Raw genomic sequence first — 26040 nt, forward strand, 5'->3', positions numbered from 1 at the left:
CAGTCCATGCCGCAACCGATTCGCCTGAAGGACCATGAAAGAGACGCCCGTTTGGTGCGTCAGCGCGTGGTCGTGGGCGCGGTGGCGGTGGTGCTGCTGACCTGCGTACTGATTGCCCGTCTCTATTACCTGCAGGTGATCCAGTACGAGTACCACTCGACGCTGTCCGAGAACAATCGCGTCCATGTGCAGCCGATTCCGCCCACGCGCGGGCTGATCTTCGACCGCAATGGCGTGATCATCGCCGACAACCGGCCCAGCTTCAGTCTCAGCGTCACTCGTGAGCGGGCTGCCGACTGGGAGAAGACCCTCGATGTGATAGTCGAGGTGCTGCAGCTGACGCCAGATGATCGCGCACTGTTCGAGAAGCGCATGCGGCAGGGGCGGCGGCCCTTCGAGCCGGTTCCCATCCTGTTCGAGCTGACTGAAGAACAGATCGCTCGCGTGGCGGTGAACCAATTCCGCCTGCCCGGCGTGGATGTTGTTGCGCAGTTGGTGCGCCATTACCCGCAGGGCGCGCATTTCGCGCACTCCGTGGGCTATGTCGGGCGGATCAACGAGAAGGAGCTCAAGCAGCTCGATCCGGTGAACTACAGCGGTACGCACCACATCGGCAAGACCGGCATCGAGCGCTTCTACGAAGACCAGTTGCACGGAGAGGTGGGCTACGAGGAAGTCGAGACCAACGCCCGTGGCCGCGTGTTGCGCGTGCTCAAGCGAACTGACCCGAAGCCCGGCAAGGACTTGGTCCTGACCCTCGATGTGCGTCTGCAGGAAGCGGCCGAACAAGCTTTGGCCGGTCGGCGTGGCGCCATCGTCGCGATCGAGCCTTCCAGCGGTGACGTGCTGGCCATGGTCAGCCAGCCGAGCTTCGACCCCAACCCTTTCGTCACCGGCATCAGCTTCAAGGCCTATGCCGAATTGCGTGATTCCATCGACCGGCCGCTCTACAACCGTGTGCTGCGCGGCCTGTATCCGCCAGGGTCGACCATCAAGCCGATGGTGGCTGTGTCCGGCCTGGACGCGGGCGTGGTTACTCCGGCCTCGCGTGTGTTCGATCCGGGCTTCTACCAACTGCCGAACTACGACCACAAATACCGGAACTGGAACCGCAGCGGTGACGGCTGGGTGAACATGGAAACCGCGATCATGCGGTCAAATGACACCTACTTCTACGATCTTGCTCATAAAATGGGCATCGATCGCCTTCATGACTACATGAGCCGCTTCGGCTTCGGGCAGCGCGTGGCCCTCGATATGTTCGAGGAGTCTCCGGGCCTGATGCCGTCGCGTGACTGGAAACGTGCGCGCTATCGCCAGGCCTGGTATCCGGGTGAAACCCTCATTCTCGGCATTGGCCAGGGTTACATGCAGTCCACGCCGCTTCAGCTTGCGCAAGCCGTGGCGCTCATGGCCAACCGGGGAAAATGGATTCGTCCGCACCTGGCCAAGACCATCGAGGGGCAACCGCCGATCGACCCGAATCCGATGCCGGATATCATCCTGCGCGATCCGAAATACTGGGATGCAGGCCGCAACGGCATGGAACAGGTGGTCCACGGTGCCCGAGGTACGGCGCACAAGGTCGGCGCTTCCTCCGTCTACCGTATCGCCGGCAAGTCCGGTACCGCCCAGGTGGTGGCCATCAAGCAGGGCGAGAAGTACGACCGCTCCAAGGTGCAGGAACGCCATCGCGACCATGCCCTGTTCGTCGCATTTGCCCCGGCCGAGGATCCGAAGATCGCCGTGGCGGTGATGGTGGAGAACGGTGAGTCCGGTTCCGGCGTTGCCGCACCTGTGGTCAAGCAGGTGATGGATGCCTGGCTCCTCGGTGAGGATGGCCAGTTGAAACCCGAGTTCAGACCACCGCAGCCGCTGGCTGAACAGCAGAGCGCCATTCGATGAACAGCAACTTCGACCGCACCATCTCCCAGGAGGACGTGCTCAAGCGCCGCGCCACGCTCCTGCAGCGTCTGCACATTGATGGCTGGCTGCTGCTGATCATCCTGATGCTGGCGGCCGGTAGCCTGTTCGTCCTCTATTCGGCAAGCGGCAAGCATTGGGACTTGCTGATGAAGCAGGCCAGCTCCTTCGGTCTGGGTATCGGCGCGATGATCGTCATCGCCCAGTTCGAACCACGCTTCATGGCACGTTGGGTGCCCCTGGCCTATGTGATCGGCGTAGCGTTGCTGGTGGTGGTGGAAATCATGGGGCACACGGCGATGGGGGCCACTCGATGGATCAACATTCCCGGCGTGATCCGCTTCCAGCCCTCGGAGTTCATGAAGATCATCATGCCGGCGACCATCGCCTGGTACCTGTCGCGGCACAACCTGCCGCCGAAGCTCAAGCACATCGCCATCAGTCTGGTGCTGATCCTGATGCCCTTCGTGCTGATCCTGAAGCAACCCGACCTCGGCACCGCCTTGCTGATCCTGGCTTCTGGCGCCTTCGTGCTGTTCATGGCCGGTCTGCAATGGCGCTGGATCGTCGGGGCTGTGGCTGCGGTGGTGCCAGTGGCGGTGGCCATGTGGTACTTCGTCCTGCACGATTACCAGAAACAGCGCGTACTGACCTTCCTCGATCCGGAGAGCGATCCGCTGGGTACTGGTTGGAACATCATCCAGTCCAAGGCCGCCATCGGATCGGGTGGAGTGTTCGGCAAGGGCTGGCTGCTGGGCACCCAGTCGCACCTGGATTTTTTGCCCGAAAGTCACACGGACTTTATCATTGCAGTCCTCGGCGAAGAGTTCGGCCTTGTGGGCGCCTGCCTGCTGCTTCTGGTCTACCTGCTCCTGATTGGCCGTGGCCTGGTGATCACCGCCCAGGCGCAGACCCTGTTCGGCAAGCTGCTGGCAGGCAGTCTTACCATGACCTTCTTCGTATACGTGTTCGTCAACATCGGCATGGTCAGTGGACTGCTGCCGGTCGTGGGGGTGCCCCTGCCCTTCATTAGCTACGGCGGAACCCATCTGGTGACGCTGCTGTCAGGGTTTGGGGTGTTGATGGCGATTCATACCCATCGCAAATGGATCGCCCAGGTTTGAAACGAGTAAATGATTTGAAAGCACTGCGCAAATGGATGCAGTTGGCAGCCTCCGGGGCCGCCCTGGTGGGACTGCTGGGGGCAGCCGCACCTGCATTTTCCGGGGACTACGAGGGATCGCCGCAGGTGGCCGAGTTCGTCGCCGAGATGACCCGTGACTACGGTTTCGCCGGTGAGCAACTGGTGGAGCTGTTCCGTGAAGTGGAGCGCAAGCAGTCCATCCTCGACGCCATCTCCCGGCCTGCCGAGCGGGTCAAGCCTTGGAAGGAATACCGCCCGATCTTCATCACCCCGGCGCGAATCCAGAAAGGCGTGACCTTCTGGAGCCAGCATGCCGAGGCCCTGGCTCGTGCCGAGAAGGAATACGGCGTACCGGCCCAGGTCATCGTCGCGATCATCGGCGTCGAGACTTTCTATGGTGGCAATACCGGCAACTTCCGCGTGATCGACGCGCTGTCCACCCTCGGCTTCGATTACCCACCGCGTGCCGACTTCTTCCGCAAGCAGCTCAAGGAGTTTCTCCTGCTGGCTCGCGAAGAGCAGGTCGATCCGCTGATGCTCAAGGGCTCCTACGCTGGCGCCATGGGCTTGCCACAGTTCATGCCGAGCAGCTTCCGCGCCTACGCCGTGGACTTCGACGGCGACGGCCACATCGATATCTGGAATAACCCGGTGGATGCCATCGGCAGCGTTGCCAGCTATTTCAAGCGCCACGGCTGGATCGCTGGTGCACCGGTGGTCACCCGCGCCAAGGTTCGTGGGGATCGAATCGACGAAGGGTTGACCCAGGGGCTGGACCCGGTGAAGAACGTCGGCGATCTTAGGGCGCTGGGCTGGGCAAGCAGCGACGCACTGCGCGATGATGTGCCGGTTACGGCTTTCAAGCTGGAGGGTGACGAGGGGGCGGAGTACTGGATGGGACTTCCGAACTTCTACGTCATTACCCGCTACAATCGCAGCGTGATGTACTCCATGGCAGTGCATCAGCTATCCGAACTGCTGGTCAACGCAAGGGGCGGGCGTTAACCGATGCCACAACCGATAAGAGTCGCCGTCTATGGCGCCGTAGCATTGTTGCTGGCTAGCTGCTCGAGCAGCCGAGCGCCGGAACCGGTCCAACCCGGCGGGCAGATTTCCGGTCCCGGCGATTACGCGCGTCCACACAGGGACGGCGCGCCATGGTGGGACGTCGACGTCTCGCGCATTCCCGATGCCGTGCCCATGCCGCATTACGGCTCGATCAAGGCCAACCCTTATACCGTGCTGGGCAAGACCTACTACCCGATGAACGACGCGCGTCGTTATCAGGCGGTTGGCACGGCGTCCTGGTACGGCACCAAGTTCCACGGTCAGGCCACTGCCAACGGCGAGGCCTATGATCTATACGGCATGACCGCCGCACACAAGACCTTGCCGTTGCCAAGCTATGTCCGGGTGACCAACCTCGATAACGGCCGCAGTGTGATTCTGCGGGTCAACGACCGTGGTCCGTTCTACTCCGACCGCATCATCGACCTGTCCTTCGCTGCGGCGAAGAAGCTCGGCTATGCCGAAACCGGCACCGCCCGCGTCAAGGTCGAGGGCATCGATCCTCATGAGTGGTGGGCTGCCCAAGGTCGCCCGGTGCCCATGGTCCTCGCCCAGCCGAAGATGGCCGCTCAGGCGAAACCACAGGTCCAGCCCCAGCCTGTCGCCCAGATTGCCAGCGCGCCAATCGAGCAGTACACCCCGCCGCCGCAGCAGCATGCCGCCGCCGTCCTGCCCGTGCAGATCGACGCAAAAAAAAACGATTCACTCGCAGCGTCTGGCCTGTATCTCCAGGTGGGCGCCTTCGCCAATCCGGACGCTGCGGAACTCCTCAAGGCCAAGCTGAGCGAGACGGTGAGTGCGCCAGTCTTCATCAGCTCGGTCGTGCGCAACCAGCAGATACTGCACCGGGTACGCCTGGGGCCGATCGGAACTCAGGGTGAAGCACAAGACGTGCAGAACTCCGTGCGCCTGGCCAACCTCGGCCAACCCACCCTGGTGAAGCCGGACTGACGGCTTCTTCTTTTGCCCGCAAGGGCCTGTTAGACCATTAGCTACTTCTCAGAGAGACGGATGAACATCTTCAGCTTTGCCAAACGCTTACTTCTGCCCGCAGCCCTGCTCATCGTCGCGCCGGTCTCCATGGCGGCCCAGCAGATCATCCCGTCGCCGCCGCAACTGGCCGCCAAATCCTATGTGCTGATGGACGCCCAGAGTGGTCAGGTCCTGGTCGAGAACAACGGCGACCAGCGCCTGCCTCCGGCGAGTCTGACCAAGCTGATGACCGCCTACATCGCCACCCTGGAGATCCGCAAGGGCCAGATTGGCGAGTCCGACCCTGTCACCATCAGTGAGCACGCCTGGCGCACCGGCGGCTCGCGCATGTTCGTCCAGGTGAACACCCAGGTAACCCTGAGTGACCTGCTGCACGGCATCATCATCCAGTCTGGCAACGACGCCAGCGTGGCCGTAGCCGAGCATATCGCCGGCAGCGAAGACGCTTTTGCCGACATGATGAACACCACTGCCGAGAAGCTCGGCATGAGCAACAGCCACTTCATGAACGCCACCGGTCTGCCCAACCCTGAGCACTACTCCACTGCTCACGATATGGCGACCTTGGCCCGCGCGATCATCTACGAAGATCCTGTCCACTACGCCATCTACTCCCAGAAGGAATTCTTCTGGAACAACATCAAGCAACCCAACCGCAACCTGCTTCTGTGGCGTGACAAGACCGTCGACGGCCTGAAGACCGGCCACACTGACGAGGCCGGCTACTGCCTGGTGGCTTCCGCCGTACGTGACAACATGCGCCTGATCGCCGTGGTGTTCGGCACCAACAGCGAGCAGGCCCGTGCAGCCGAAACCCAGAAGCTGCTGACCTACGGCTTCCGCTTCTTCGAAACCCAGACCTTCTACCAGAAGGGTGCCGAGCTGGCGAAAGCCCAGGTGTGGAAAGGCGCCGTCCGCGAAGCCAAGGCTGGCCTGGCCCAGGACCTGACCCTGACCCTGCCGAAGGGCCAGATCAAGAAACTGCAGGCCAGCATGACCTTGAATCCGCAACTGGTCGCCCCCATCAAGCAGGGTGATGTAATCGGCAAGGTGGAGGTCAAGATGGAAGACCAGGTTGTCCACAGTGCCGACTTGATCGCCCTGGAAACCGTTGAGGAAGGTGGCTTCTTCCGCCGCCTGTGGGATAGCATCCGCCTGTTCTTCTACGGCCTGTTCAACTGACCTTCTGAGCCGACGCCTCTCACCCTGAAGGGGGACGGGGCGTCCGCATCGCGGACCACGAGTCCGCCGCCGCCATGACCGATACTCCTGACGTACAACCCCCGAAAATCGAGTTTCCCTGCGAGCGCTACCCTATCAAGGTGATCGGCGACTCTGGGGAAGGCTTTGCCGACCTGGTGATCGAAATCATCCAGCGCCACGCTCCTGACTTCGACGCTGCCACCTTGGTGATTCGCGATAGCCGTAATGGGCGATTCCTCTCGGTGCAAGTGTTGATCACCGCCACTGGCGTAGACCAGTTGCAGGCGATCCATGTCGACCTGCGTGCCACTGGCCGCGTGCATATGGTCCTCTAGTGACTTCTGCCGAACTCATCGTGCGATATCTGGGGTTGGTGGACTACCTGCCGACCTTGGAAGCGATGCGCCGTCTGACTACCGAGCGTGACGAGCGAACTCCCGACGAAATCTGGCTGCTGCAGCATCCCCAGGTGTTCACCCAGGGCCAGGCCGGCAAGGCTGAGCATCTGCTGGAGACGGGCGACATCCCGGTGATCCAGGTCGAGCGCGGCGGTCAGGTTACCTACCATGGCCCCGGCCAGCTGGTGGCTTACGTGATGCTGGATCTGCGTAGGCTGGGGCTGGGTGTGCGCGAGCTGGTGACGGCTCTTGAGCAGAGCCTGGTCGATGTAATGGCGATCTACGGTGTCGAGGCAGCGCCTAAGGCTGATGCCCCTGGCGTCTATGTCAACGGCGACAAGATCGCCTCACTGGGGCTGCGTGTCAGCCGCGGCTGCTCCTTCCACGGCCTGGCGCTTAACGTAGACATGGACCTGTCGCCCTTCTGGCGGATCAACCCTTGCGGTTACGCCGGGTTGAAGATGGTGCAGCTCAAGGACCTGATCGAGACGCCGCCGCAGCTCGATGAGGTGGCACAGCACCTTGAGCAGGCACTGCGCCGGCGGCTGGGTTACACGCAGTAGAGGCACTTCCCGGAAGAAAGAAGGCCCCTTCTCCCATCGGGAGAGGGGGCCTTTTCGTTTATTCAACCTCGCTGAACGCATCGCCGGGCTGGGCAGTTCCTGCTCAGCCCAGATTGAGCGCGGGAATGATACTCGGGTCCAAGGCCTGGCCCGGTACCGGTACCGGTGCAGCCAAGCCCAGGTTGTTCTTCTCGAACACCCGGTCGGCCCTGTAGCTGGAGCGCACCAGCGGACCGGCTGCGACTTCCATGAAACCCTTCTCCAGGCCGATATCGCGGAAGCGGTTGAATTCCTCGGGGCTGACCCAACGCTTGACCGGCAGGTGGTTGCGAGTGGGTTGCAGGTATTGCCCGAGGGTCAGGATGTCCACGCCAATTGCACGCAGGTCATCCATGGTCTCGATGACTTCTTCGTCCGTCTCACCAAGCCCGAGCATCAGGCTGGTCTTGGTCAGCACGTCCGGACGATGGCGCTTGGCATGCTCCAGTACGCGCAGGGTTTTCTCGTAGCCGGCACGCGGGTCGCGCACCACGTGGGTCAGGCGCTTGACGGTCTCGACGTTCTGCGCGAATACCTCCAGCCCAGAGTCCACCACTCGTTCGATGGCCTTGGAGTCGCCATTGAAGTCGGGGGTCAGGGCTTCCACGACCACCTTCGGCGTACGCTCCTTGATGGCGCGCACACAGGCAGCGTAATGGCTGGCGCCGCCGTCATCGAGATCATCGCGGTCCACCGAGGTCAGCACGATGTAGCGCAGCGCCATAAGCTCGACCGACTTGGCAGTGTTCTGCGGTTCTTCCAGATCCAGCCAGCCATTCGGATTGCCAGTGTCCACGGCACAGAATCGGCAGGCGCGAGTGCATACCGAGCCCATCAGCATGATGGTGGCTGTGCCGTTGGACCAGCACTCACCCATGTTCGGGCAATGCGATTCCTGGCACACGGTGCTGAGGCGATGTTCGCCAACATTGCGCTTGACCGCCTCGAAGCGGCTGCCGCCCGGTGCCTTTACCCGCAACCACTTGGGCTTGGGCTCGAACACCTGGGGTTCGGCCGAGGCGCGACGCTTCTGGCCATCCTTGATTGCGGTGATGCCCTGAGCAGTACGGAACTTTTCGCCGCTGGCGACGTGTTTGGACGAGTCTGTATCGGACATCGGAAATCTGGCTCCGCTGGTGGCTCCGTTGGCTGCCGCAGGGGCAAAAAGGGGTGGCGCAGTTTATCACAAAGGCGTTTGCACGAGCTCGCAGCCGTCTGGAGACGGGAGCGCGTGCTGTCGCGAAAAAGGGCTGGGCGCCTCAGCGCCCTTCACGTAACTGCTTGAGCAGATCCAGGTTTGGGTAGCCGTCTGCCGGCCAGCCCAGGCGTTGCTGGTAGCCGCGGATCGCCTTGCGGGTATTGGCGCCAATGATGCCGTCCGCAGCACCCGGGTTGAAGCCGGCACCGGCCAGGGACTCCTGCAACTCCACTCGTTCGCTGCGGCTCAGCGGACGCTCGTCGCGAGGCCAACTACCAGTGAGCTGGCCACGACCATCGAAGCGCTCGCCCAGCAGGCTGACCGCCAGGGCGTAGGACGAGGAATTGTTGTACTTGAGGATGGCGCGGAAGTTATCCAGCACGAGGAAGGCCGGTCCGCGGTGGCCGGCAGGCAAAAGCAAAGAAGCGCTGTCGTTGCCGAGGCCCGCGCCTTGCGGGCCGACTTGCACGCCCATCGCTTGCCATTGCGCCACGGGTTTACGGATGTCTCCGTCCGCGTGGGCGTAGTCGAAGCCCTGCGGCAATTGAACCTGCAGTGCTGCGGGTTGGCCTTTGTGCCAGCCTGAGGCCTGGAGGTAGTGGGCGGCGGAGGCCAGGGCATCGGCCGAGGAACTCCAGATGTCGCGGCGACCATCACCATCGAAGTCCACCGCATGGCTGTTGTAGGTGGTCGGGATGAACTGGGTCTGACCCATGGCGCCGGCCCAGGACCCAAGCATGCTGCCGGGCTGAATGTCGCCGTGTTGGAGGATCTGCAGGGCAGCCAGCAGTTGCGCGTGGGCGAATTCGGGACGACGACCTTCGTAGGCCAGGGTGGCCAGGGAGCGGATCACCGACTTGTCGCCCATGAACTGGCCAAAGCTGCTTTCCATGCCCCAGATGGCCACCAATGGCTCGCGATCCACGCCGAATCGTTGCTCGATGGCGTCCAGCGTCGCAGCGTGCTCGGTAATCAGTGCCTGTCCCTTGCGCACGCGATAGGGAGAGATGGCGCCTTCCAGATACTCCCAGACCGGCCGTGTGAATTCGGGCTGGCTGCGGTCAGCGGTGATTACGCTCGGGTCCGGGGTAATACCGGCAAAGGCTCGGTCGAAGGTGCTGGCATCAATGCCTTGGGCCAAGGCCTGGCGGCGGAAGCCGTCGCGCCACGCGTTGAAGCTGATGGCGGGCATTTGCACCGGAATCTGTGCGGGCGTTGCGGCGGGTTTGCTGGCAGGCTGGCTCGCCTGGGGCAGGGGCGTAGTAGCGGATTTCTGGGCCGGTGCATCGGCGCAGGAGCTGAGCAGGGTGAGGGCAGAAGCCACGGCCAGGCTGCGGAACATCAGGCCGGGGACGGGGGCATCGAACATACGCAAGTCTCGAGGCAGACGAATCAAGCCGCGACCTTAACATGTCCGAGCCTTTTCAGACCGCTATAAGCGACGAAGCCTCCCAATCCTGGGAGGCTTCGCGGCGGTAACTTCCTTTGCCTTTCATGGGCTTTTCCTGGCGGCAGCGGAAGAGTGGCTGGGCTACCAGGGATTTGGCGCGGTCAGGTGCGCCTGGCTTGCGTTTCTTGGCCATGGCCGATCCTCGATGGGGCACGCATCAGTGCGGGCGCGCGCATCATCGGCTGCTGGTCAGAAAATGTCCAGCTATTCGGCCGCCAGCGGCAGGCGTTGGCCGGCCAGCAGCAGAGCAAGTCGAGCGAGACCGTTCCAGGGATCGCCCGGAGCCTGCCCCTTGATCTGCGCGTCGATGCGTTGGGCATCCTGCAGCAACTGGTTCCAGCGTGATGCCGGGTGACGTTGCAGGGCGCGGGTGACCAATGGGCGGCGCTTATCCCAGACCGGCGGCCGGGCAGCGGCAAAGGCTTTCTCCAGCGGCACGCCCTGGCTGTATTGCTGGGCCAGTCCACCCAGCAGGCGGAGTTCCCGCGCGAGCGCCCAGAGGATCACCGCAGGCTCTACGCCTTCGCCGCGCAGGCCTTCCAGCGTACGTAGGGTGTGGGCGGGCTCGCCGTTGAGGGCTGCGTCGATCAGGCCAAAAACATCGAAACGGGCGCTGTCAGCTACCGCGGCCTGGACCGTGGCGGCATCCACCTGGCCACCGTCGGCCAACAGTTTGAGTTTTTCGATCTCCTGGGCGGCGGCCAACAGGTTGCCCTCTACCCGTGCGGCGATCAGGTCGACCGCTTCCTGGTTGGCGGCCAGACCGGCCTGGGATAGGCGTTGGCGTATCCACTGCGGCAGGTTGTGGGCCTCGATAGGCCAGATCTGGATGAACTGGGCGTCGGGGCCGTCGATCAGGGCCTTGGCCCATTTGGTCTTCTGAGTGCTGCCGTCGAGTTTGGGCAGACTGAGCAGCAGCACGGTGTCTTCCGGCGGGCGGGAGAGGTATTCCAGAAGCGCAGAAGCGCCCTTGTCTCCCGGCTTGCCTGAGGGAAGGCGCAATTCCAGCAGGCGTTTCTCGGCGAACAGCGACAGGCTGGCGCCGGCTTCGAGCAGCAGGCCCCAGTCAAAGTTCGCCTCGGCGTTGAATACCTGGCGCTCGCTGAAATCCTGCGCACGGACGCTGGCGCGGATCGCGTCGCAGGCCTCCTGGCAGAGCAGCGGCTCATCGCCGCTGACGACGTAAACAGGCGCCAGTTGGCCCTGCAGGTGTTTGCCCAGTTGTGCGGGATTGAGTTTCATAGGCGCAAATGACTGGGGCCGCTATGCGGCCCCATTTACTCACTGGATGGGCAGTTGCAGCGGAGATTGCTGCGGTTGCCGGGCCTTCTCGGCCTGGCGTGCGGCTTCCATTGCTTCCGCTTCGGCCTGGGCCTTGGCTTCTGCAGTCTGCTGCAGCTGGTCGAGTTGAGCCGGGGTGATCAACTGCAGGCGCATGAGCATCTGCTGAATCATTTCCTGGCGCATTTCCACACGCAGCTGAGCGGCTTCCTGGTCGGAGCCGATCAGGTTGTTGCTGTCGAATACGTAGTACTTCTGTACGGTCAGCTTGTCGTTCATCAGCAGCAGGTCGTTGTTGCCGCGAATTTCGTACTGCAGGGTCTTGGTCAGTTCGTACTCTGCACTGCGCGCGCCAGAGGTGTAGGTGGCGGTGCGCTGGGTCTCGTCTTCGCGGGCCAGCACCAGAGTGTAGGGAGCACCGGCGTGGACGTTCACGCCGTTGTTTTCCAGCGCCTCACGCATTTCCTTGATGGTCTGGCCGTATTGGTTGCGAGCGGTTACGTCCAGTTCGTCCAGAGCGAACTTGGCGTCGCCTGTGCCGCGCAGTTGAAAACCGCACGCACTCAGCAGCACGGTAAGGCCCAGGACCAGCAGATTCCGTTTCTTCATTTCTTGCTTTCCCCTTGCGAGCAGTCCGGCACCACTCCCGGAGGAGGGCGCCGGCTTCGATCAGTTGGCGACGATATTGACCAGTTTGCCAGGCACCACGATGACCTTGCGGATGGTGAGGCCGTCGGTGAAGCGCAGCACGTTCTCGTTGGCGCGCGCGGCGGCTTCAACCGCTTCGCGGCTGGCGTCTGCCGGCACTTCGATATGGCCGCGCAGCTTGCCGTTGACCTGTACCACCAGTTGCAGGCTGTCCTGCACCAGGGCGGCTTCGTCCACGGTTGGCCAGGCGGCGTCGATGACTGCACCGGTGTGGCCCAGTTCGCGCCAGAGCTCGTGGCTGATATGCGGAGTGATGGGCGCCAGCAGCAGGGCGATGGTTTCCAGGCCCTCCTGCAGCAGGGCGCGGTCTTCGGCGCTGGCCTGGGGAGCCTTTTCCAGGACGTTCATCAGGGTCATCACGGCGGCGATGGCGGTGTTGAATTTGTGGTGCTGGCCAATATCCTGGCTGGCCTGCTTGATGGCCAGGTGGATGGCGCGATGCACGCCTTTCTGCTCATCGTTCAGGACGCTGCGATCCAGCGCGGACGGCAGGCCGGCAGTGACGTGGGACTGGGCCAGTCGCCAGACGCGACGCAGGAAGCGGCTGGCGCCTTCGACGCCGGAGTCGGACCATTCCAGGCTCATGTCCGGCGGCGAGGCGAACATCATGAACAGGCGGCAGGTGTCGGCGCCGTAAGCATCGATCATTGCCTGCGGGTCCACGCCGTTGTTCTTCGACTTGGACATCTTCTCGGTGCCGCCGATTTCCACCGGCAGGCCGTCGGTTTTCAAGCGGGCGCCGATGATCTTGGCCTTGGCGTCGCGCTCGACTTCGACATCAGCCGGGTTAAACCAGTCCTTGCCGCCATTGGCTGCAACGCGATAGTAGGTTTCTGCGACGACCATGCCCTGGGTGAGCAGGTTCTTGAACGGCTCGTCGGAGCTGACCAGGCCTTCGTCACGCATCAGCTTGTGGAAGAAGCGTGCGTAGAGCAGGTGCAGGATGGCGTGTTCGATGCCGCCGATGTACTGGTCCACCGGCAGCCAGTGGTTGGCTGCGGCCGGGTCGACCATGCCTTTGTCGTAGTTCGGGGAGGCATAGCGGGCGAAGTACCAGGAGCTTTCCACGAAGGTGTCCATGGTGTCCGTTTCGCGCTTGGCCGCAGTGCCGCATTTGGGGCAGCTGCACGCGTAGAACTCGGGCATCTTCGCCAGCGGGCTGCCAGCGCCGTCCGGTACCACGTCTTCGGGAAGGACGACCGGCAGTTGGTCTTCCGGCACTGGAACGTCGCCACAGCTCGGGCAATGGATGATCGGGATCGGGCAGCCCCAGTAGCGCTGACGGCTGATGCCCCAGTCGCGCAGGCGGAACTGGGTGCGGGCCTGGCCCAGGCCTTTCTTCTGCAGGGCAACTTCGATGGCGTCGAAGGCGCCTTGGTAGTCCAGGCCGTCGAACTCGCCGGAGTTGATCAGTTGGCCATGCTCGCCATAGGCGTCTTGCCACGGGGCCGGGTTTTCGTCGCCGGAAGATGTGCGAACTACCGATTTGATCGGCAGGTTGTACTTGTGCGCGAAGGCGAAATCGCGCTCATCGTGGGCCGGTACGGCCATCACGGCGCCTTCGCCGTAGTTCATCAGGACGTAGTTGGCAACCCAGACCGGGAGCTTCTCGCCAGTCAGCGGATGCTCGACGAACAGGGGCGTGGGCAGGCCCTTCTTCTCCTGGGTGGCGATGTCGGCTTCGGCAACGCCGCCGCGCTTGCACTCATCGATGAAGGCTTGCAGTTCAGCGGCCTGGGCGGCCGGCAGCTTCTGCACGGCGAGGGTCGCCAGCGGGTGCTCGGCTGCAACGGCCACGTAGGTGGCGCCCAGCAGGGTATCCGGACGGGTGGTGAAGACTTTCATTGCGCCGGCCTGGCCAATGCTGGCCTGGTCGTAGGGGAAGCTGACTTCCATGCCGCGGGACTTGCCGATCCAGTTGCGCTGCATGGTCTTGACCTGCTCGGGCCAGCCATCCAGGTCGTCGAGGCTGCTCAAGAGTTCATCCGCGTACGCGGTGATCTTGAAGTAGTACATCGGGATCTCGCGCTTCTCTACCAGCGCACCGGAGCGCCAGCCGCGACCGTCGATGACCTGCTCGTTGGCGAGGACCGTCTGGTCTGCCGGGTCCCAGTTGACGGTACCGTTCCTGCGGTAGATCACGCCTTTTTCGAACAGCTTGGTGAACAGCCATTGTTCCCAGCGATAGTAGTCAGGCTTGCAGGTGGTGACTTCACGGGACCAGTCGATGGCGAGGCCCAGGCTCTTCAGCTGGGTCTTCATGTAGTCGATGTTCTCGTAGGTCCACTTTGCCGGCGCGACGTTGTTCTTCATCGCGGCGTTTTCCGCCGGCATACCGAAGGCGTCCCAGCCCATGGGCTGCAGCACGTTCTTGCCCAGCATGCGCTGGTAGCGGGCGATCACGTCACCAATGGTGTAGTTGCGCACGTGCCCCATGTGTAGCTTGCCGCTCGGGTAGGGGAACATCGACAGGCAATAGAAGGTGTCCTTGCCGGGCTGCTCACTCACTTCAAAGGATTTATGCGCGTCCCAGTGGGCTTGCGCGGCGGCTTCGATTTCGCGGGGCTGATACTGTTCGTGCATGGCTACTGGCGCTGGAGGATGGAGTTCCCTGGGGCCGGTTGCGCTGGCCGTGGCCGCGGTGCCGGACCCTGGAGGAAAAGGAAATTCAAGCGCCGTAGCATACATGACCCCCGCCGACCGAGGGAAACCCTGAATGCACGGGTGGACGTCCGTCGCCAATGCCGGCGCCGTTTGTCGCGGGCACCTTGCAGCAAGGAACCGAACGCTAAGCTTTTCATAAGCAAGGCAAGTGTTTACGTGTTTCGAGGTGTTGGGATGGGTGAGTTGCGGCGGACGGAAGCAGGGAACGGGCCCTACGAGCGGTTGTTGCACCGGCTGGCCCTGGCGCTGGATGAAGCAGATACGGCGGTTCGTCTGCGCGACGAGGAACCGCTTGAGCTTGAGCTAAAGGGACTGACACCTGCCGAAATGGAGCTCATCCGCGCTTACCTGGATCGGGATATGCGCTGGCTGCGCGGCTGGCACGCGGCTGCCGAGGAGCTGGCGGCCATCGAGCAACTACCCGGTCGATCGCCGCGTGGCGAGAATGGGCCGCCCAAGAGCTTCGCCCTCAAACCCAAACCCATGTTCAAGCGCCGCCAGCAGCTTTGCTGCGCGATGTGCGGTACGCCCGCCATCTGGCAACGCGGCCAGGGTGTGCAGGCTTGCATGTCCTGCGGTTCGCAGCTTTTCCGGACATCCAATCCCCGCTAGTCTCCGGGCACCCTGGAGGTGCCCATGCCGATTCGTTACATCATCAAGCAATTCCTGCTGCCCCCTGGCGGCCTTCTCCTATTGCTTCTGTTTGCCTGGTGGTTGCGACGGCGAATGCCGCGTCTGTCACTGGCCTGCTTCGTCACGGGCTTTGGCGGGCTTTGGCTGATGAGTCTGCCGATCATGGTCGAGTGGTCGGCCAAGGTGCTCGAGCGCGAAGCGCCACTGGCCGAATCCGATTGGGCGCAATTGTCCGGGAAAGTGGACGCGATCGTCGTGCTGGGGGGCGGGCGCGAGCGTGATGATCCTGCCTGGGGGGCGGACCAGCCGGCCCCGATGGCCCTGGAAAGATTGCGCTACGCCGCTCGCCTGGCTCGCGCAAGTGGCTTGCCGCTGTTGACCAGTGGCGGCCTGCACTATGGAGAGCCTCCAAGCGAGGCATGGATCATGGCCGAAACCTTGCGGCGCGACTTCGGGCTGGAAGTGCGCTGGCAGGAAGGGGAGAGCCGTACCACCTGGGAAAACGCCACCTACAGCGCGAAGCTGCTCCGGGCCGACGGGATCAGCCGAGTGCTATTGGTTACCCAGGCTGCGCATATGCCGCGGGCGCGCTGGTGTTTCGAACGCGCCGGCTTCGAGGTGGTGGCGGCGCCTGTAGGCTATCTGGGGGTACCCAATGGCCGTCCGTTGGGCGGTTGGCTACCGGAAAGCAAGGCGGTCTGGCAGAGCGGGATGCTGCTCAACGAGGCCGTGGGGTTGCTGGCCTACCCGTTGGCCTACAACTAATCGCCGGACCGTTTTCCTGTAGGAGCGAGCTTGCTCGCGAACGATCGCGAGCAAGCTCGCTCCTACATGGGGGTTACACCGTCTTGGCGATCCGACTGGCCATCAGCGCCCAGGCGAAGAGCAGGCCGCAGAGAATCACCAGCGGCCAGGCGCGCCACTGCAGGTAGGGAGTCAGGCCGTGCATGGGCAGGACTTCCCCGTAGAGAACGCCTTGCTGGAACTGCGGGATGCCTTCAGTGATCTGGCCGAAGGGGTCGATCAGCACGGTCACGCCGTTGTTCGTCGCACGGATCATCCAGCGTCCTGCTTCCAGGGCGCGCATCTGCGCCATCTGCAGATGCTGCAGCGGGCCGATGGAGGTGCCGAACCAGGTGTCGTTGCTGACGGTCAGCAGGATGTCGCTCTGCGCGGCCAGGCCGGCGGCGAACTCGGGATAGACCACTTCGTAGCAGATGTAAGGTGCGATGCTGTATCCCTTGGCCATCAGCGGGCCCTGATCGGAGTCGCCGCGGGCGAAGTCGGACATCGGCAGGTCAAAGAAGGCGATCAGTCCGCGCAGCACGTCCTGCAGTGGCACGTACTCGCCGAAGGGCACCAGCTTCTGCTTGAGGTAGGTACCTTCACCTTGGCCGACCACGGTGATGCCGTTGTAGTAGCGTTTCTCGCCGCGATCATTGTTCTGGCGGATCGGGACGCCGGTGATGAGCGCGGATTGCCGATCATTGGCGAAACGGTTCATCACGCCGAGATAACCGTCGACGAACTCCTTGAGCACCGGTACTGCGGTTTCCGGCCAGATGATCAGGTCGGCCTTCTGCGAGCTGAAGGTCATGTCGCGATAAAGCGCCAGCTGGGCGTTGAGCTGCTCCGGGTCCCACTTCAGGTTCTGTTCGATGTTGCCCTGCATGGCCGCGACCTTCAGAGGCGCGCCGGCGGGCTGGGTCCAGGCGTGGCCCTTGAGTGCCAGGCCGATTACCCATGGAGCGAGCAGCAGGGCGATGCCGGTGCCCAGGAACGCCGGACGGCTGCGCAGGCGAGCCAGGTTCACCAGCAGGGCAGCGGTCAATGCCAGGGCGAAGGACACCAGCCAGACGCCGCCGATCGGTGCCAGCCCCGACAGCGGGCCGTCCAGTTGGCTGTAGCCGGCATAGAGCCACGGGAAGCCGGTGAGGAACCAGCCACGAAACGCTTCCTGGACCAGCCAGAGCGCGGCGAAGGCCAGGGTATCGGCGAGGGCGGCCTCGCTGCGGCGCAGCCAGCGCGCCCAGATTGTCGCGGGCAGGGCGAAGAACAGCGCTACGCCGGCACTGAAGCCGACGGTGAGGAACGCAGCCAGGGGTACAGAGGCCGCACCGTAGTCGTGAATGCTGACGTAGATCCAGCTGGTGCCGCCCAGGAACAGGCCGAGGCCGTACCACCAGCCGCGCCAGAACGCGGCCTTGGGCGCCAGGTCGCGCAACCCCAGGTAGAAGAGGGCGAGCGACAACAGTTCAAGGGGCCAGATATCGAAGGGGGCGAAAGCCAGGGGCGTAAGGGCGCCAGCGGCCAGGGCCAGCAGGTTGCCCGGCCAGCCGGGGCGGGTGATCCAGTTCATGCTCGGTCCTTGGGCGGATGGGGAGCTGGAAGAAATCCAGGGCGAGCCTTTTGTTGCCGGCTCGGGGCGCGATTATCCACGGGCGCCCCTCCGCTGTGGAGGGGCGTGCGCGAATCAATGGGACAGCGGAGAGAGGCGCAGCAGATGGATGCGGCGGCTGTCGGCGTTGAGCACGCGGAAGCGGAACTCACCGATCTCGGTGGTTTCGTTGCGCTTGGGCAAGTGGCCGAAGGCGCCCATGACCAGGCCGCCGACGGTATCGAACTCGTCCTCGGAGAAGTCGGTTTCGAAGAACTCGTTGAAGGCATCCACCGGGGTCAGGGCCTTGACGATGAAGTCGCCGCTGGGCAGTGGCTTGATATAGCTGTCTTCCTCGACATCGTGCTCGTCCTCGATGTCGCCGACGATCTGCTCCAGCACGTCCTCGATCGTCACCAAGCCCGCCACGCCACCGTACTCGTCGATGACCACCGCCATGTGGTTGTGATTGGCGCGGAATTCGCGCAGCAGCACGTTGAGGCGCTTGGATTCGGGCACGAAGGTGGCCGGGCGCAGCAGATCCTTGATGTTGAACGGCTGGCCGTTGTCCAGGAGGATCAGCGGTAGCAGGTCCTTGGCCAGGAGAATGCCCATGACGTCATCGAGGCTTTCGCCGATGACCGGGTAGCGGGAGTGGGCGGCGTCGATGATCGCCGGGAGGAACTCCTTCGGCGTCTGGTTGGCCTTGATGCTGATCATTTGCGAGCGCGGCACCATGATGTCGCGTACTTGCAGGTCGGCGACCTGGATGGCCCCTTCGACGATCGACAGCGCTTCGCTGTCGAGCAGCTTGTTCTGGTGGGCCTCGCGCAGCAGCTCGAGGAGTTCCTGGCGGCTTTTGGGTTCATGGGCAAAGGCCTGGGTCAGCTTTTCCAGCCAGGACCTGTGCCCGTTGCTCGATCGATCTTCGCTCATATGTCCTTTGCTCGGTGCTTCTTATTGGTCTTCGTCATCGCGGTAAGGGTCGGGGTGGCCAAGTTCAGCCAGCAATTCCCGTTCCAGTGCTTCCATTTCCTCGGCTTCCTCATCCTCGATGTGATCGTAGCCGAGCAGGTGCAGGCAGCCGTGGATCACCAGGTGCGCCCAGTGAGCCTCCAGGGCCTTGCCCTGTTCGGAGGCTTCCCGGGCCACCACTGGCGCGCAGATGACCAGGTCGCCGAGCAGCGGGATATCCAGCAACTCGTCCGGCACGTCCGCAGGGAAGGAGAGTACGTTGGTAGCGTAGTCCTTGTGGCGCCAGGTGCGATTGAGTTCGCGCCCCTCGGGCTCGTCCACCAGTCGGATGGTCAGTTCGGAATCGGCGCTGCGTTGGCGCAGGGCCAGTTCGCACCAGCGACGGAAATCCACCTCGCTCGGCAGGCCCTGGGCCTCGCTTGCGAGTTGCAGGTCGAGTTCAAGCATTGTCGTCTATCGCGCCCGGATCGTTGTCGGCTGGTTTGGTCTTGGCAGGCTGCTGACGGCTGTCGAAGCGGTCATAGGCTTCCACGATGCGCTGGACCAGCGGATGGCGCACCACGTCCTGGGACTTGAAGTGGGTGAAGCTGATTCCCGGCACGTCACGCAGCACATCGATCACATGGGTCAGGCCGGACTTCGTGCCGCGCGGCAGGTCGATCTGGGTGATGTCACCAGTGATGACAGCGGTGGAGCCGAAACCAATACGGGTCAGGAACATCTTCATCTGCTCGAGGGTAGTGTTCTGACTCTCGTCGAGAATGATGAAGCTGTTGTTAAGGGTGCGACCGCGCATGTAGGCCAACGGTGCGACCTCGATCACCTGCTTCTCGATCAGCTTGGCCACGTGGTCGAAGCCGAGCATCTCGTAAAGGGCGTCGTAGAGTGGGCGCAGATAAGGGTCGATCTTCTGGGAAAGGTCGCCGGGGAGGAAGCCGAGCTTCTCGCCAGCCTCGACCGCCGGACGCACCAGCAGGATACGGCGGATTTGCTCGCGCTCCAGGGCGTCCACGGCGCAGGCCACGGCCAGGTAGGTCTTGCCGGTACCGGCCGGTCCGATGCCGAAGTTGATGTCGTGATCGAGGATCGACTTCACGTAGCGCTGCTGGTTGGCGCCGCGTGGACGAATGTTGCCCTTGCGGGTGCGCAGGCTCACAGCCTCGGTCTTGGGATTGGCCGCCTCTTCCATGCCGGTTTCGCGCAGGAAGAGGTGCACCATGTCGGGCGACAGCTCGATGGCCTCGGTTTCGCGATAGAGGCGGCGCAGGAGATTTTCCGTAGCGCGGGTGCGTTGAGGGTCGCCGACCAGTTCGAACTGGTTACCGCGATTGCGGATTTCGATGTCCATGCGTTGTTCGATCAAGCGCAGGTGCTCGTCGAATTGGCCGCACAGATTGGCGAAGCGGCGGGCTTCAAAAGGTTCCAGGGTGAAGCGGTGCAGATCCAGGGAGGCGTTCAATGTCGTGTGTTCGCCCTTGGGCGGTAGGAGTGGGATGACATGCAGAATAACCCCGAGGGCCCGGCTGGAAAAGCACGGGCCCCACGGTCTATCAGTGCGGGCTTTCTTCGAGCAGGCTGCCGCGCAGGGAATGGGGCAGGGCATCGTCGATGTGGACATCGACGAACTGGCCGATCAGGCGCGGGTTGGCGCTGCGGAAGTTGACGATGCGATTGTTCTCCGTGCGGCCCTGGAGCATGCCCGGGTCCTTCTTGGAGAAGTCGCTGACGAGGATGCGCTGGACGCTGCCGACCATTCGTCGGCTGATTTCGTAGCCCTGCTGGTGAATGCGCGTCTGCAGGATCTGCAGGCGCTGTTTCTTCACGTCTTCCGGTGTGTCGTCTAGCAGATCGGCTGCGGGGGTGCCGGGGCGCGAGCTGTAGATGAAGGAGAAGGAGAAGTCGAAGCCGACTTCTTCCACCAGCTTCATGGTGGCCTCGAAATCCTTGTCGGTCTCGCCGGGGAAACCAACGATGAAGTCCGAGCTTATGCAGATGTCCGGCACCGCCGCCTTCAGCTTGCGGATGCGTGACTTGTATTCCAGTGCGGTGTGATTGCGCTTCATGGCCGCGAGGATGCGATCGGAGCCCGCCTGCACTGGCAAGTGGACAAACTTCACCAGTTCCGGCACTTCTGCGTGGGCCTGGATCAGCGCGTCGGAGAACTCCAGCGGGTGCGAAGTGGTGTAGCGAATGCGCTCGATACCATCGACGGCGGCCACCACACGGATCAGCTCGGCGAAGTCGGCGATGCGGCCATCATGAGTCAGACCGCGGTAGCCGTTGACGTTCTGGCCCAGCAGGGTTACTTCACGCACGCCGTTCTCTGCCAGGTGGATGACTTCGGCCAGTACGTCGTCAAACGGACGGCTGACTTCCTCGCCGCGGGTGTAGGGCACCACACAGAAAGTGCAGTACTTGCTGCAGCCTTCCATGATCGAGACGAACGCGCTGGGGCCATCGACGCGGGGTTCGGGCAGTCGGTCGAACTTCTCGATTTCCGGGAAGCTGATGTCCACCTGGGGTTTGCGGGTGACGCGTGCGGCGTCGATCATTTCCGGCAATCGGTGCAACGTTTGCGGGCCAAACACGACGTCCACATAGGGTGCGCGCTCACGGATGGCGGCGCCTTCCTGGCTGGCTACGCAGCCACCCACGCCGATGACCAGCTCCGGGTTCTGCCGCTTCAACTCACGCCACTGGCCAAGTTTCGAGAACACCTTCTCCTGCGCCTTCTCGCGGATCGAGCAGGTGTTGAGCAGAATCACGTCGGCTTCTTCGGCGTGTTCGGTGACTTCCAGCGCCTGATGTTCGCCGAGCAGATCGACCATGCGCGAACTGTCGTACTCGTTCATCTGGCAGCCGTGGGTTTCGATGTAGAGCTTCTTGGCCATGCGCTTTTGAATCAGGTGGTTCGAAGAACCGAGCATTATAATCGCCATGCCCCTTGTGTTCCTAGCGCCGGCTGCTTGGCGGCTATGCTATGATCTGCGCCCCCGAAATTCCCCCGCGACGACCCGCCGACTTCTCATGAGCAAGCCCGCCCCCATCTACAAGGTGATCTTCCTGAACCAGGGCCAGGTGTACGAGATGTACGCCAAGCAGATCTACCAGAGCGATCTATGGGGATTCCTGGAAGTGGAGGAGTTCGTCTTCGGCGAGCGCACCCAGGTGGTGGTCGATCCCAGCGAGGAGAAGCTCAAGGCCCAGTTCGAAGGCGTGGTCCGCAGTTTCCTGCCGATGCACTCGATCATCCGAATCGACGAAGTGGAGCGCCTTGGCACGCCGAAGATCAGCGAGGCGAAAGGGGGTGGCAACGTGATGCCATTCCCCATGCCAATGCCGGAGAAGTAGGGCGGATAGTCCTGATTGCTGCCTCAGCTCCGGGCTCAGGGAAGAGGCGAGAAGGGCGAGCCGCCGTCAGCGGCCTGTAGTTCCAGCAGGTAGTTGCGGAAGATCTGTCCCAGCACCTGCGTCGCGATTTCCAGCTCGTCAGTACGCATCTGCGCGGCCACCAGGTCGGCACTGTCCATGGCTTCGTCCGAACCGTTCACCGCTGCCATCTTGAGCACGATGTAGGCCTGCACATTGTTGGCCGGTACCCCTTCTCCCCGGAAGAACATGTTGCCCAGACGCAGTTGGGCTTGTGCGTGCCCCTTGAGGGAAGCCTGTTCGAACCACTGCAGGGACTGGGCGAGGTCGCGCGGGGTGCGTTTGCCGTCGTAATAGAACTCGCCGAGCTCGTACTGCGCTTCGGCGTCGCCGCCCTTGGCGGCCTGCTGGCAGGCGGAAATGGCTTCCGAAAGGTTTTCCGGCAGGCTGTTCAGATTGCAGCGCCCGGTGGCTGGGATCAGCAGGGAGTTACCGCCGGCATTGGCCAGCAGTGGTTGGAAAAGCAACAGGCAGCCCAAGATCAGGGTGCGGCCGGTGCGGTTCATGGGGATCACAGTGCCTCGGAAGCAGTGCGGGCATCATGCCCGGCCGGCGAGAAACGCGCCAACGGTCACATTATGAAATAAGCGAGGGCGATCTTACAAAGCCTTTACTTTGTTTGCGCTTGGCACTGTGTCGCGAAACTGCAGGAGCAACCACGTCATCAGCGGATAGGCGGGCGTGAGCAGGGCGTGGAACAGGTCGACCCGGCGTAAAGAACCCATGAAGCCTTCGGTCCCCACCAGCAATCCGGCTACCAGGAACAAACCGACGATGGCGAGCGCTGCCAGCGCTGGCGAGGCCCGCTGCGGCAGCCTGCCAAGGCCCGCTAGAAGGATCAGGGCGAAAGCCGCGAAACTGAGCAGCAGACGATACTCGGCAAGCAACCCAGCTCTCCGGGCCAGTTCGAACACCACGCACAGACCGATCACCAGGCGCCCCCAGAAGGCCCGGCTCCAGGTCGCGCTGCGGGACAAGGCGAAGATCGCCAGTGCGACCAGCGGTAAGGCGAGGAAGGTCCCAGCCTGGCTGAGCAGGCTGTGAGCCTCGCGCCAGGACGGATCGACGGAGAAGCGCACCACCCCGCATAGGGCTGCTGCGGCCGGGATCAGCAACCCGAGCAGGGCGCAGAACCAAGCCGGCCGCTCCGTCTCGGCGAACCCCTTGCCCAGCTGGCTCAGCGCAATGACGCTGGACAGGCAAGCGAAGGCGAGTACGCCGTCGGAAAGGGCGGTGCTGTATTGCATCAGGCCTGTTTCAGTTTGGCGAAGGCGCGCTCAGCGGCGTCCAGGGTAATGGCCAGTTCCTTGTCACCGTGGGCAATGGAGGTGAAGCCCGCTTCAAAGGCGCTCGGTGCCAGGTAGACGCCGCCATCCAGCATCAGGTGGAAGAAGCGCTTGAAGCGCTCGGCATCGCTGGTCATCACGTCCTGGAAGGTGACGATATCGTCAGCGCCACTGAAGTAGAGGCCGAACATGCCGCCTGCCTGGGTGGTGACGAAGGGAATGCCGGCAGCATCGGCGCGCTGCTGCAGACCGTCGAGCATGCGGGTGGTGTAGTCGGTCAGCTCAGCGTGGAAGCCGGGGCGGCTGATCAGCTTCAGGGTGGTCAGGCCGGCGGCCATGGCCAGTGGGTTTCCGGACAGCGTGCCGGCCTGGTAGACCGGGCCCAGCGGGGCGATGTGAGACATGATCTCGCGCTTGCCGCCAAAGCAGCCGACCGGCATGCCGCCACCGATGATCTTGCCGAAGGTGGACAGGTCCGGAGTGATGCCGTAGTGGGCCTGGGCGCCGCCGAGGGCGACGCGGAAGCCGGTCATCACTTCGTCGAAGATCAGCACCACGCTGTGCTTGTCGCACAGGCTGCGCAGGCCTTCGAGGAAGCCCGGCGCCGGCGGTACGCAGTTCATGTTGCCGGCAACCGGCTCGACGATGATGCAGGCGACTTCGTTGCCCACGTCGGCGAGGGTCTTCTCAACGGCGTCGATGTCGTTGAACGGCAGGGTCAGGGTGTGCTGGGCGAATGCCGCGGGCACGCCGGGGGAACTCGGTACGCCCAGGGTCAGGGCGCCGGAACCGGCTTTCACCAACAGGGAGTCGGAGTGGCCGTGGTAGCAGCCTTCGAACTTGATGATGCTGTCGCGGCCGGTGAAGCCACGGGCCAGGCGAATGGCGCTCATTGTGGCTTCAGTGCCGGAGCTGACCATGCGCACCATCTCCATGGACGGCACGAGGGAGCAGACGAGGTCGGCCATTTCCACTTCCAGCGCAGTCGGCGCGCCGTAGGACAGGCCGTGCTCCAGTTGCTTGCGTACCGCACCCAGCACGTCCGGGTGGCTGTGGCCAAGGATCATCGGGCCCCAGGAACCGACGTAGTCCACGTAGCGCTTGTCATCCTCGTCCGTCACGTAGGCGCCTTCCGCGTGCTTGAAGAACAGCGGCGTACCGCCGACGCTCTTGAAGGCGCGGACCGGCGAGTTGACGCCGCCGGGGATGTGTTTCTGGGCGTTGGCGAACAGGGTTTCGGAACGGGACATGGCAGGTCTCTCTTTCAAGCGAATTCGGGGTCAGGCGGCGTCGAACAGGGCGCTGAAGGCACGTGCTCGGCGTTCCACCTCGGTGGCGGAATCGGCACCGAACAGCGCGTGGATCACCGCAACCATGCTGGCGCCGCGGGTGATCAGCTCGGGGGCATTTTCCAGGGTCACGCCGCCAATGGCGACGATCGGAGCCTGGAAGCGCTGCCGCGCCTGGTCCAGCAGGTCCAGGGTGGCGGCGGGTGCGCCCGGCTTGGTCTGGGAATTGTAGAAGCGGCCGAAGGCGATATAGCTGGCGCCTTCTCTCACTGCGGTTGCTGCCAGGTCGAGACTGGCGTGGCACGTGCCGCCGATGATGGCCTGACGACCCAGCAGCGCGCGGGCTGCGGCCAGGGAGCCGTCGCCCTGGCCAAGGTGCAGGCCGACACCCAGGCGTGCGGCCAGTTCGGCGTCATCGTTGATGATCAGTTGGGCGCCGTAGCGGGTGCACAACTCGCCAAGGGCTTCGGCTTCGCGCAGGCGTCGAGTCTCGTCGCTGGACTTGTCGCGGTATTGAAGCAGCTTGGCGCCGCCCTTCAGGGCCGCTTCGACGTAGGGCAGCAACTTGCCGCCGGCCAGCAGCTGGCTGTCGGTGATGGCATAGAGGCCGCGCAGTTTCATTGGCAGAAGTCCAGCGGCAGGCGGCGTGGCACGTACTGGCCGTGGCCGGGTTGTTCTGCGTCGCGCAAGGTGCGCCAGGTGTAGTCGAGGGCGCTGCGTACCGCGCTGGACAGTTCCTCGCCCAGGGCAAGGCGACCGGACAGGGCGCTCGCCAAGGTGCAGCCCGAACCGTGGTAGCTGCCGGGCAAGCGCTGGCAGGTATAGGTAAGGCACCGGCCGTCCTGGGTGTAGAGGCGGTTGTGCACTTCGGTCTCGTCGCCGTGGCCGCCTGTGATCAGCAGGTTGCGGCAGAAAGGCAGGAGTTTCTCGGCGCACTCGTCCGGGGTGCCTTCGGGCAGCTCGGCGAGGATGCGCGCTTCCGGCAGGTTCGGAGTGGCGATGGCTGCTATCGGGAGCAGGCGCTCGCGGATCGCGTAACCCACTTCGTCCTTGCCCAGGGCGCCGCCACCGCCGGCACGCAGTACCGGGTCGCAGACCAGCGGTATGCCCGGCAGGGACTGCATGATCTCCAGGACCGTCTCGACCATCTGCACCGAGCCGAGCATGCCCAGCTTGACGGCAGCCACCGGCAGGTCGGCGATCACGGCATTGGCCTGGGCCAGCACCCATTCGCGGTCGAGGACGCGGAAGTCGGAAACGTTGACGGTATCCTGCACGGTCAGGGCTGTCACCGCCGGGGCGGCGTGACAGCCCTGTGCGATCAGGGCTTCGATATCCGCCTGAAGGCCGGCGCCACCACTTGGGTCGTGGCCGGAAAGGCAGAGGACTACGGGGCGAGAGTTGGTCGTTTTCATGGTC

Annotated in this window: 26 protein-coding genes; 10 read left to right on the top strand and 16 right to left on the bottom strand. The window is 63.4% G+C overall.

The genetic code is table 11. The features are described 5' to 3' along the window. The first annotated feature begins 6 nt into the window (after positions 1-6). The 7 genes from mrdA to lipB all read left to right on the top strand — a co-directional run bounded on the left by mrdA (position 7) and on the right by lipB (position 7292). Complete coding sequence (gene mrdA, locus SA496_RS01510) at positions 7-1905, top strand: penicillin-binding protein 2 (RefSeq protein ID WP_120653126.1); 1899 nt, start codon at positions 7-9, stop codon at positions 1903-1905. After that, a complete protein-coding gene (gene rodA / locus SA496_RS01515; protein WP_120653125.1) occupies positions 1902-3047 on the top strand; it encodes a rod shape-determining protein RodA in 1146 nt (381 codons plus the stop codon). Before mrdA ends, rodA begins: the two co-directional genes overlap by 4 nt. Before the next feature lie 35 nt (positions 3048-3082). Beyond that, positions 3083-4072: a lytic murein transglycosylase B gene (gene mltB / locus SA496_RS01520; protein ID WP_442965086.1), complete on the top strand. Its 990-nt coding sequence runs from the start codon at positions 3083-3085 to the stop codon at positions 4070-4072. A gap of 3 nt (positions 4073-4075) precedes the next feature. Further along, the gene (locus tag SA496_RS01525) at positions 4076-5086 is read left to right on the top strand and encodes a septal ring lytic transglycosylase RlpA family protein (protein WP_120653123.1); all 1011 of its coding nucleotides are present in this window, start codon (positions 4076-4078) and stop codon (positions 5084-5086) included. Between the two features lie 60 nt (positions 5087-5146). After that, positions 5147-6310, top strand: a complete 1164-nt coding sequence (locus tag SA496_RS01530) for a D-alanyl-D-alanine carboxypeptidase family protein (protein ID WP_120653122.1) — start codon at positions 5147-5149, stop codon at positions 6308-6310. Positions 6311-6384: 74 nt separating this feature from the next. Next, a complete protein-coding gene (locus SA496_RS01535) occupies positions 6385-6666 on the top strand; it encodes a DUF493 domain-containing protein (protein ID WP_120653121.1) in 282 nt (93 codons plus the stop codon). Further along, positions 6666-7292 carry a lipoyl(octanoyl) transferase LipB gene (gene lipB, locus SA496_RS01540; protein ID WP_120653120.1) on the top strand — a complete coding sequence of 209 codons (627 nt, stop codon included), beginning with the start codon at positions 6666-6668 and terminating at the stop codon, positions 7290-7292. Before SA496_RS01535 ends, lipB begins: the two co-directional genes overlap by 1 nt. Positions 7293-7395: 103 nt before the next feature. Here the strand turns inward: lipB and lipA are convergent, their stop codons facing one another. The 6 genes from lipA to leuS form a co-directional block, all read right to left on the bottom strand. Then, complete coding sequence (gene lipA, locus SA496_RS01545; protein WP_153921478.1) at positions 7396-8448, bottom strand: lipoyl synthase; 1053 nt, start codon at positions 8446-8448, stop codon at positions 7396-7398. Positions 8449-8590: 142 nt separating this feature from the next. Next, positions 8591-9898, bottom strand: coding sequence for a lytic murein transglycosylase (locus tag SA496_RS01550; RefSeq protein ID WP_120653118.1), 1308 nt, complete (start codon positions 9896-9898; stop codon positions 8591-8593). A gap of 55 nt (positions 9899-9953) precedes the next feature. Then, positions 9954-10112, bottom strand: a complete 159-nt coding sequence (gene arfA / locus SA496_RS01555) for an alternative ribosome rescue factor ArfA (protein ID WP_120653117.1) — start codon at positions 10110-10112, stop codon at positions 9954-9956. Positions 10113-10183: 71 nt separating this feature from the next. Continuing rightward, positions 10184-11221 carry a DNA polymerase III subunit delta gene (gene holA, locus SA496_RS01560; protein ID WP_330114946.1) on the bottom strand — a complete coding sequence of 346 codons (1038 nt, stop codon included), beginning with the start codon at positions 11219-11221 and terminating at the stop codon, positions 10184-10186. Positions 11222-11260: 39 nt separating this feature from the next. Continuing rightward, positions 11261-11869, bottom strand: a complete 609-nt coding sequence (locus SA496_RS01565) for an LPS-assembly lipoprotein LptE (RefSeq protein ID WP_120653115.1) — start codon at positions 11867-11869, stop codon at positions 11261-11263. Positions 11870-11929: 60 nt separating this feature from the next. Beyond that, positions 11930-14551 carry a leucine--tRNA ligase gene (leuS, locus tag SA496_RS01570; RefSeq protein ID WP_330114947.1) on the bottom strand — a complete coding sequence of 874 codons (2622 nt, stop codon included), beginning with the start codon at positions 14549-14551 and terminating at the stop codon, positions 11930-11932. Positions 14552-14806: 255 nt separating this feature from the next. On the opposite strand from leuS, the gene SA496_RS01575 reads away from it, so the two are divergent. Then, entirely contained in the window at positions 14807-15244 is a 438-nt protein-coding gene (locus SA496_RS01575; protein WP_120653113.1) for a hypothetical protein, read from the top strand. Between the two features lie 24 nt (positions 15245-15268). After that, positions 15269-16030 (top strand): YdcF family protein, encoded by a 762-nt coding sequence (locus SA496_RS01580; protein ID WP_330114948.1) that lies wholly within the window; start codon positions 15269-15271, stop codon positions 16028-16030. 73 nt (positions 16031-16103) lie between these two features. On the opposite strand, the gene lnt is transcribed toward SA496_RS01580, so the two are convergent. From lnt to miaB, 5 genes are all read right to left on the bottom strand, one after another. Further along, the gene (lnt, locus tag SA496_RS01585) at positions 16104-17624 is read right to left on the bottom strand and encodes an apolipoprotein N-acyltransferase (protein WP_330114949.1); all 1521 of its coding nucleotides are present in this window, start codon (positions 17622-17624) and stop codon (positions 16104-16106) included. Between the two features lie 114 nt (positions 17625-17738). Beyond that, positions 17739-18578, bottom strand: a complete 840-nt coding sequence (locus tag SA496_RS01590; protein ID WP_120653110.1) for an HlyC/CorC family transporter — start codon at positions 18576-18578, stop codon at positions 17739-17741. Positions 18579-18599: 21 nt separating this feature from the next. Next, positions 18600-19064, bottom strand: a complete 465-nt coding sequence (ybeY, locus tag SA496_RS01595) for an rRNA maturation RNase YbeY (RefSeq protein ID WP_120653109.1) — start codon at positions 19062-19064, stop codon at positions 18600-18602. Further along, positions 19057-20076 (bottom strand): PhoH family protein, encoded by a 1020-nt coding sequence (locus tag SA496_RS01600; RefSeq protein WP_120653108.1) that lies wholly within the window; start codon positions 20074-20076, stop codon positions 19057-19059. Before SA496_RS01600 ends, ybeY begins: the two co-directional genes overlap by 8 nt. Before the next feature lie 91 nt (positions 20077-20167). After that, positions 20168-21508, bottom strand: a complete 1341-nt coding sequence (gene miaB / locus SA496_RS01605; RefSeq protein WP_153921507.1) for a tRNA (N6-isopentenyl adenosine(37)-C2)-methylthiotransferase MiaB — start codon at positions 21506-21508, stop codon at positions 20168-20170. Between the two features lie 136 nt (positions 21509-21644). Between miaB and SA496_RS01610 the strand changes: the two genes are divergently transcribed. Continuing rightward, entirely contained in the window at positions 21645-21968 is a 324-nt protein-coding gene (locus tag SA496_RS01610; RefSeq protein ID WP_120653107.1) for a DUF1820 family protein, read from the top strand. Between the two features lie 35 nt (positions 21969-22003). Here SA496_RS01610 and SA496_RS01615 read toward each other — a convergent pair whose 3' ends face one another. The 5 genes from SA496_RS01615 to SA496_RS01635 all read right to left on the bottom strand — a co-directional run bounded on the left by SA496_RS01615 (position 22004) and on the right by SA496_RS01635 (position 26036). Then, positions 22004-22552, bottom strand: coding sequence for a tetratricopeptide repeat protein (locus SA496_RS01615; RefSeq protein WP_120653106.1), 549 nt, complete (start codon positions 22550-22552; stop codon positions 22004-22006). Between the two features lie 93 nt (positions 22553-22645). Continuing rightward, positions 22646-23293 carry a hypothetical protein gene (locus SA496_RS01620; RefSeq protein WP_120653105.1) on the bottom strand — a complete coding sequence of 216 codons (648 nt, stop codon included), beginning with the start codon at positions 23291-23293 and terminating at the stop codon, positions 22646-22648. Further along, positions 23293-24582: a glutamate-1-semialdehyde 2,1-aminomutase gene (gene hemL, locus SA496_RS01625; RefSeq protein ID WP_120653104.1), complete on the bottom strand. Its 1290-nt coding sequence runs from the start codon at positions 24580-24582 to the stop codon at positions 23293-23295. The genes SA496_RS01620 and hemL overlap by 1 nt, the downstream gene beginning before the upstream one ends. Positions 24583-24612: 30 nt before the next feature. Continuing rightward, positions 24613-25242 (bottom strand): thiamine phosphate synthase, encoded by a 630-nt coding sequence (thiE, locus tag SA496_RS01630; protein WP_120653103.1) that lies wholly within the window; start codon positions 25240-25242, stop codon positions 24613-24615. Continuing rightward, a complete protein-coding gene (locus tag SA496_RS01635) occupies positions 25239-26036 on the bottom strand; it encodes a hydroxymethylpyrimidine/phosphomethylpyrimidine kinase (protein WP_120653102.1) in 798 nt (265 codons plus the stop codon). The genes thiE and SA496_RS01635 overlap by 4 nt, the downstream gene beginning before the upstream one ends. Positions 26037-26040: the final 4 nt, after the last annotated feature.

The organism is Pseudomonas sp. JS3066, assembly GCF_036328175.1.
In the GTDB taxonomy this organism is placed as follows: domain Bacteria; phylum Pseudomonadota; class Gammaproteobacteria; order Pseudomonadales; family Pseudomonadaceae; genus Metapseudomonas.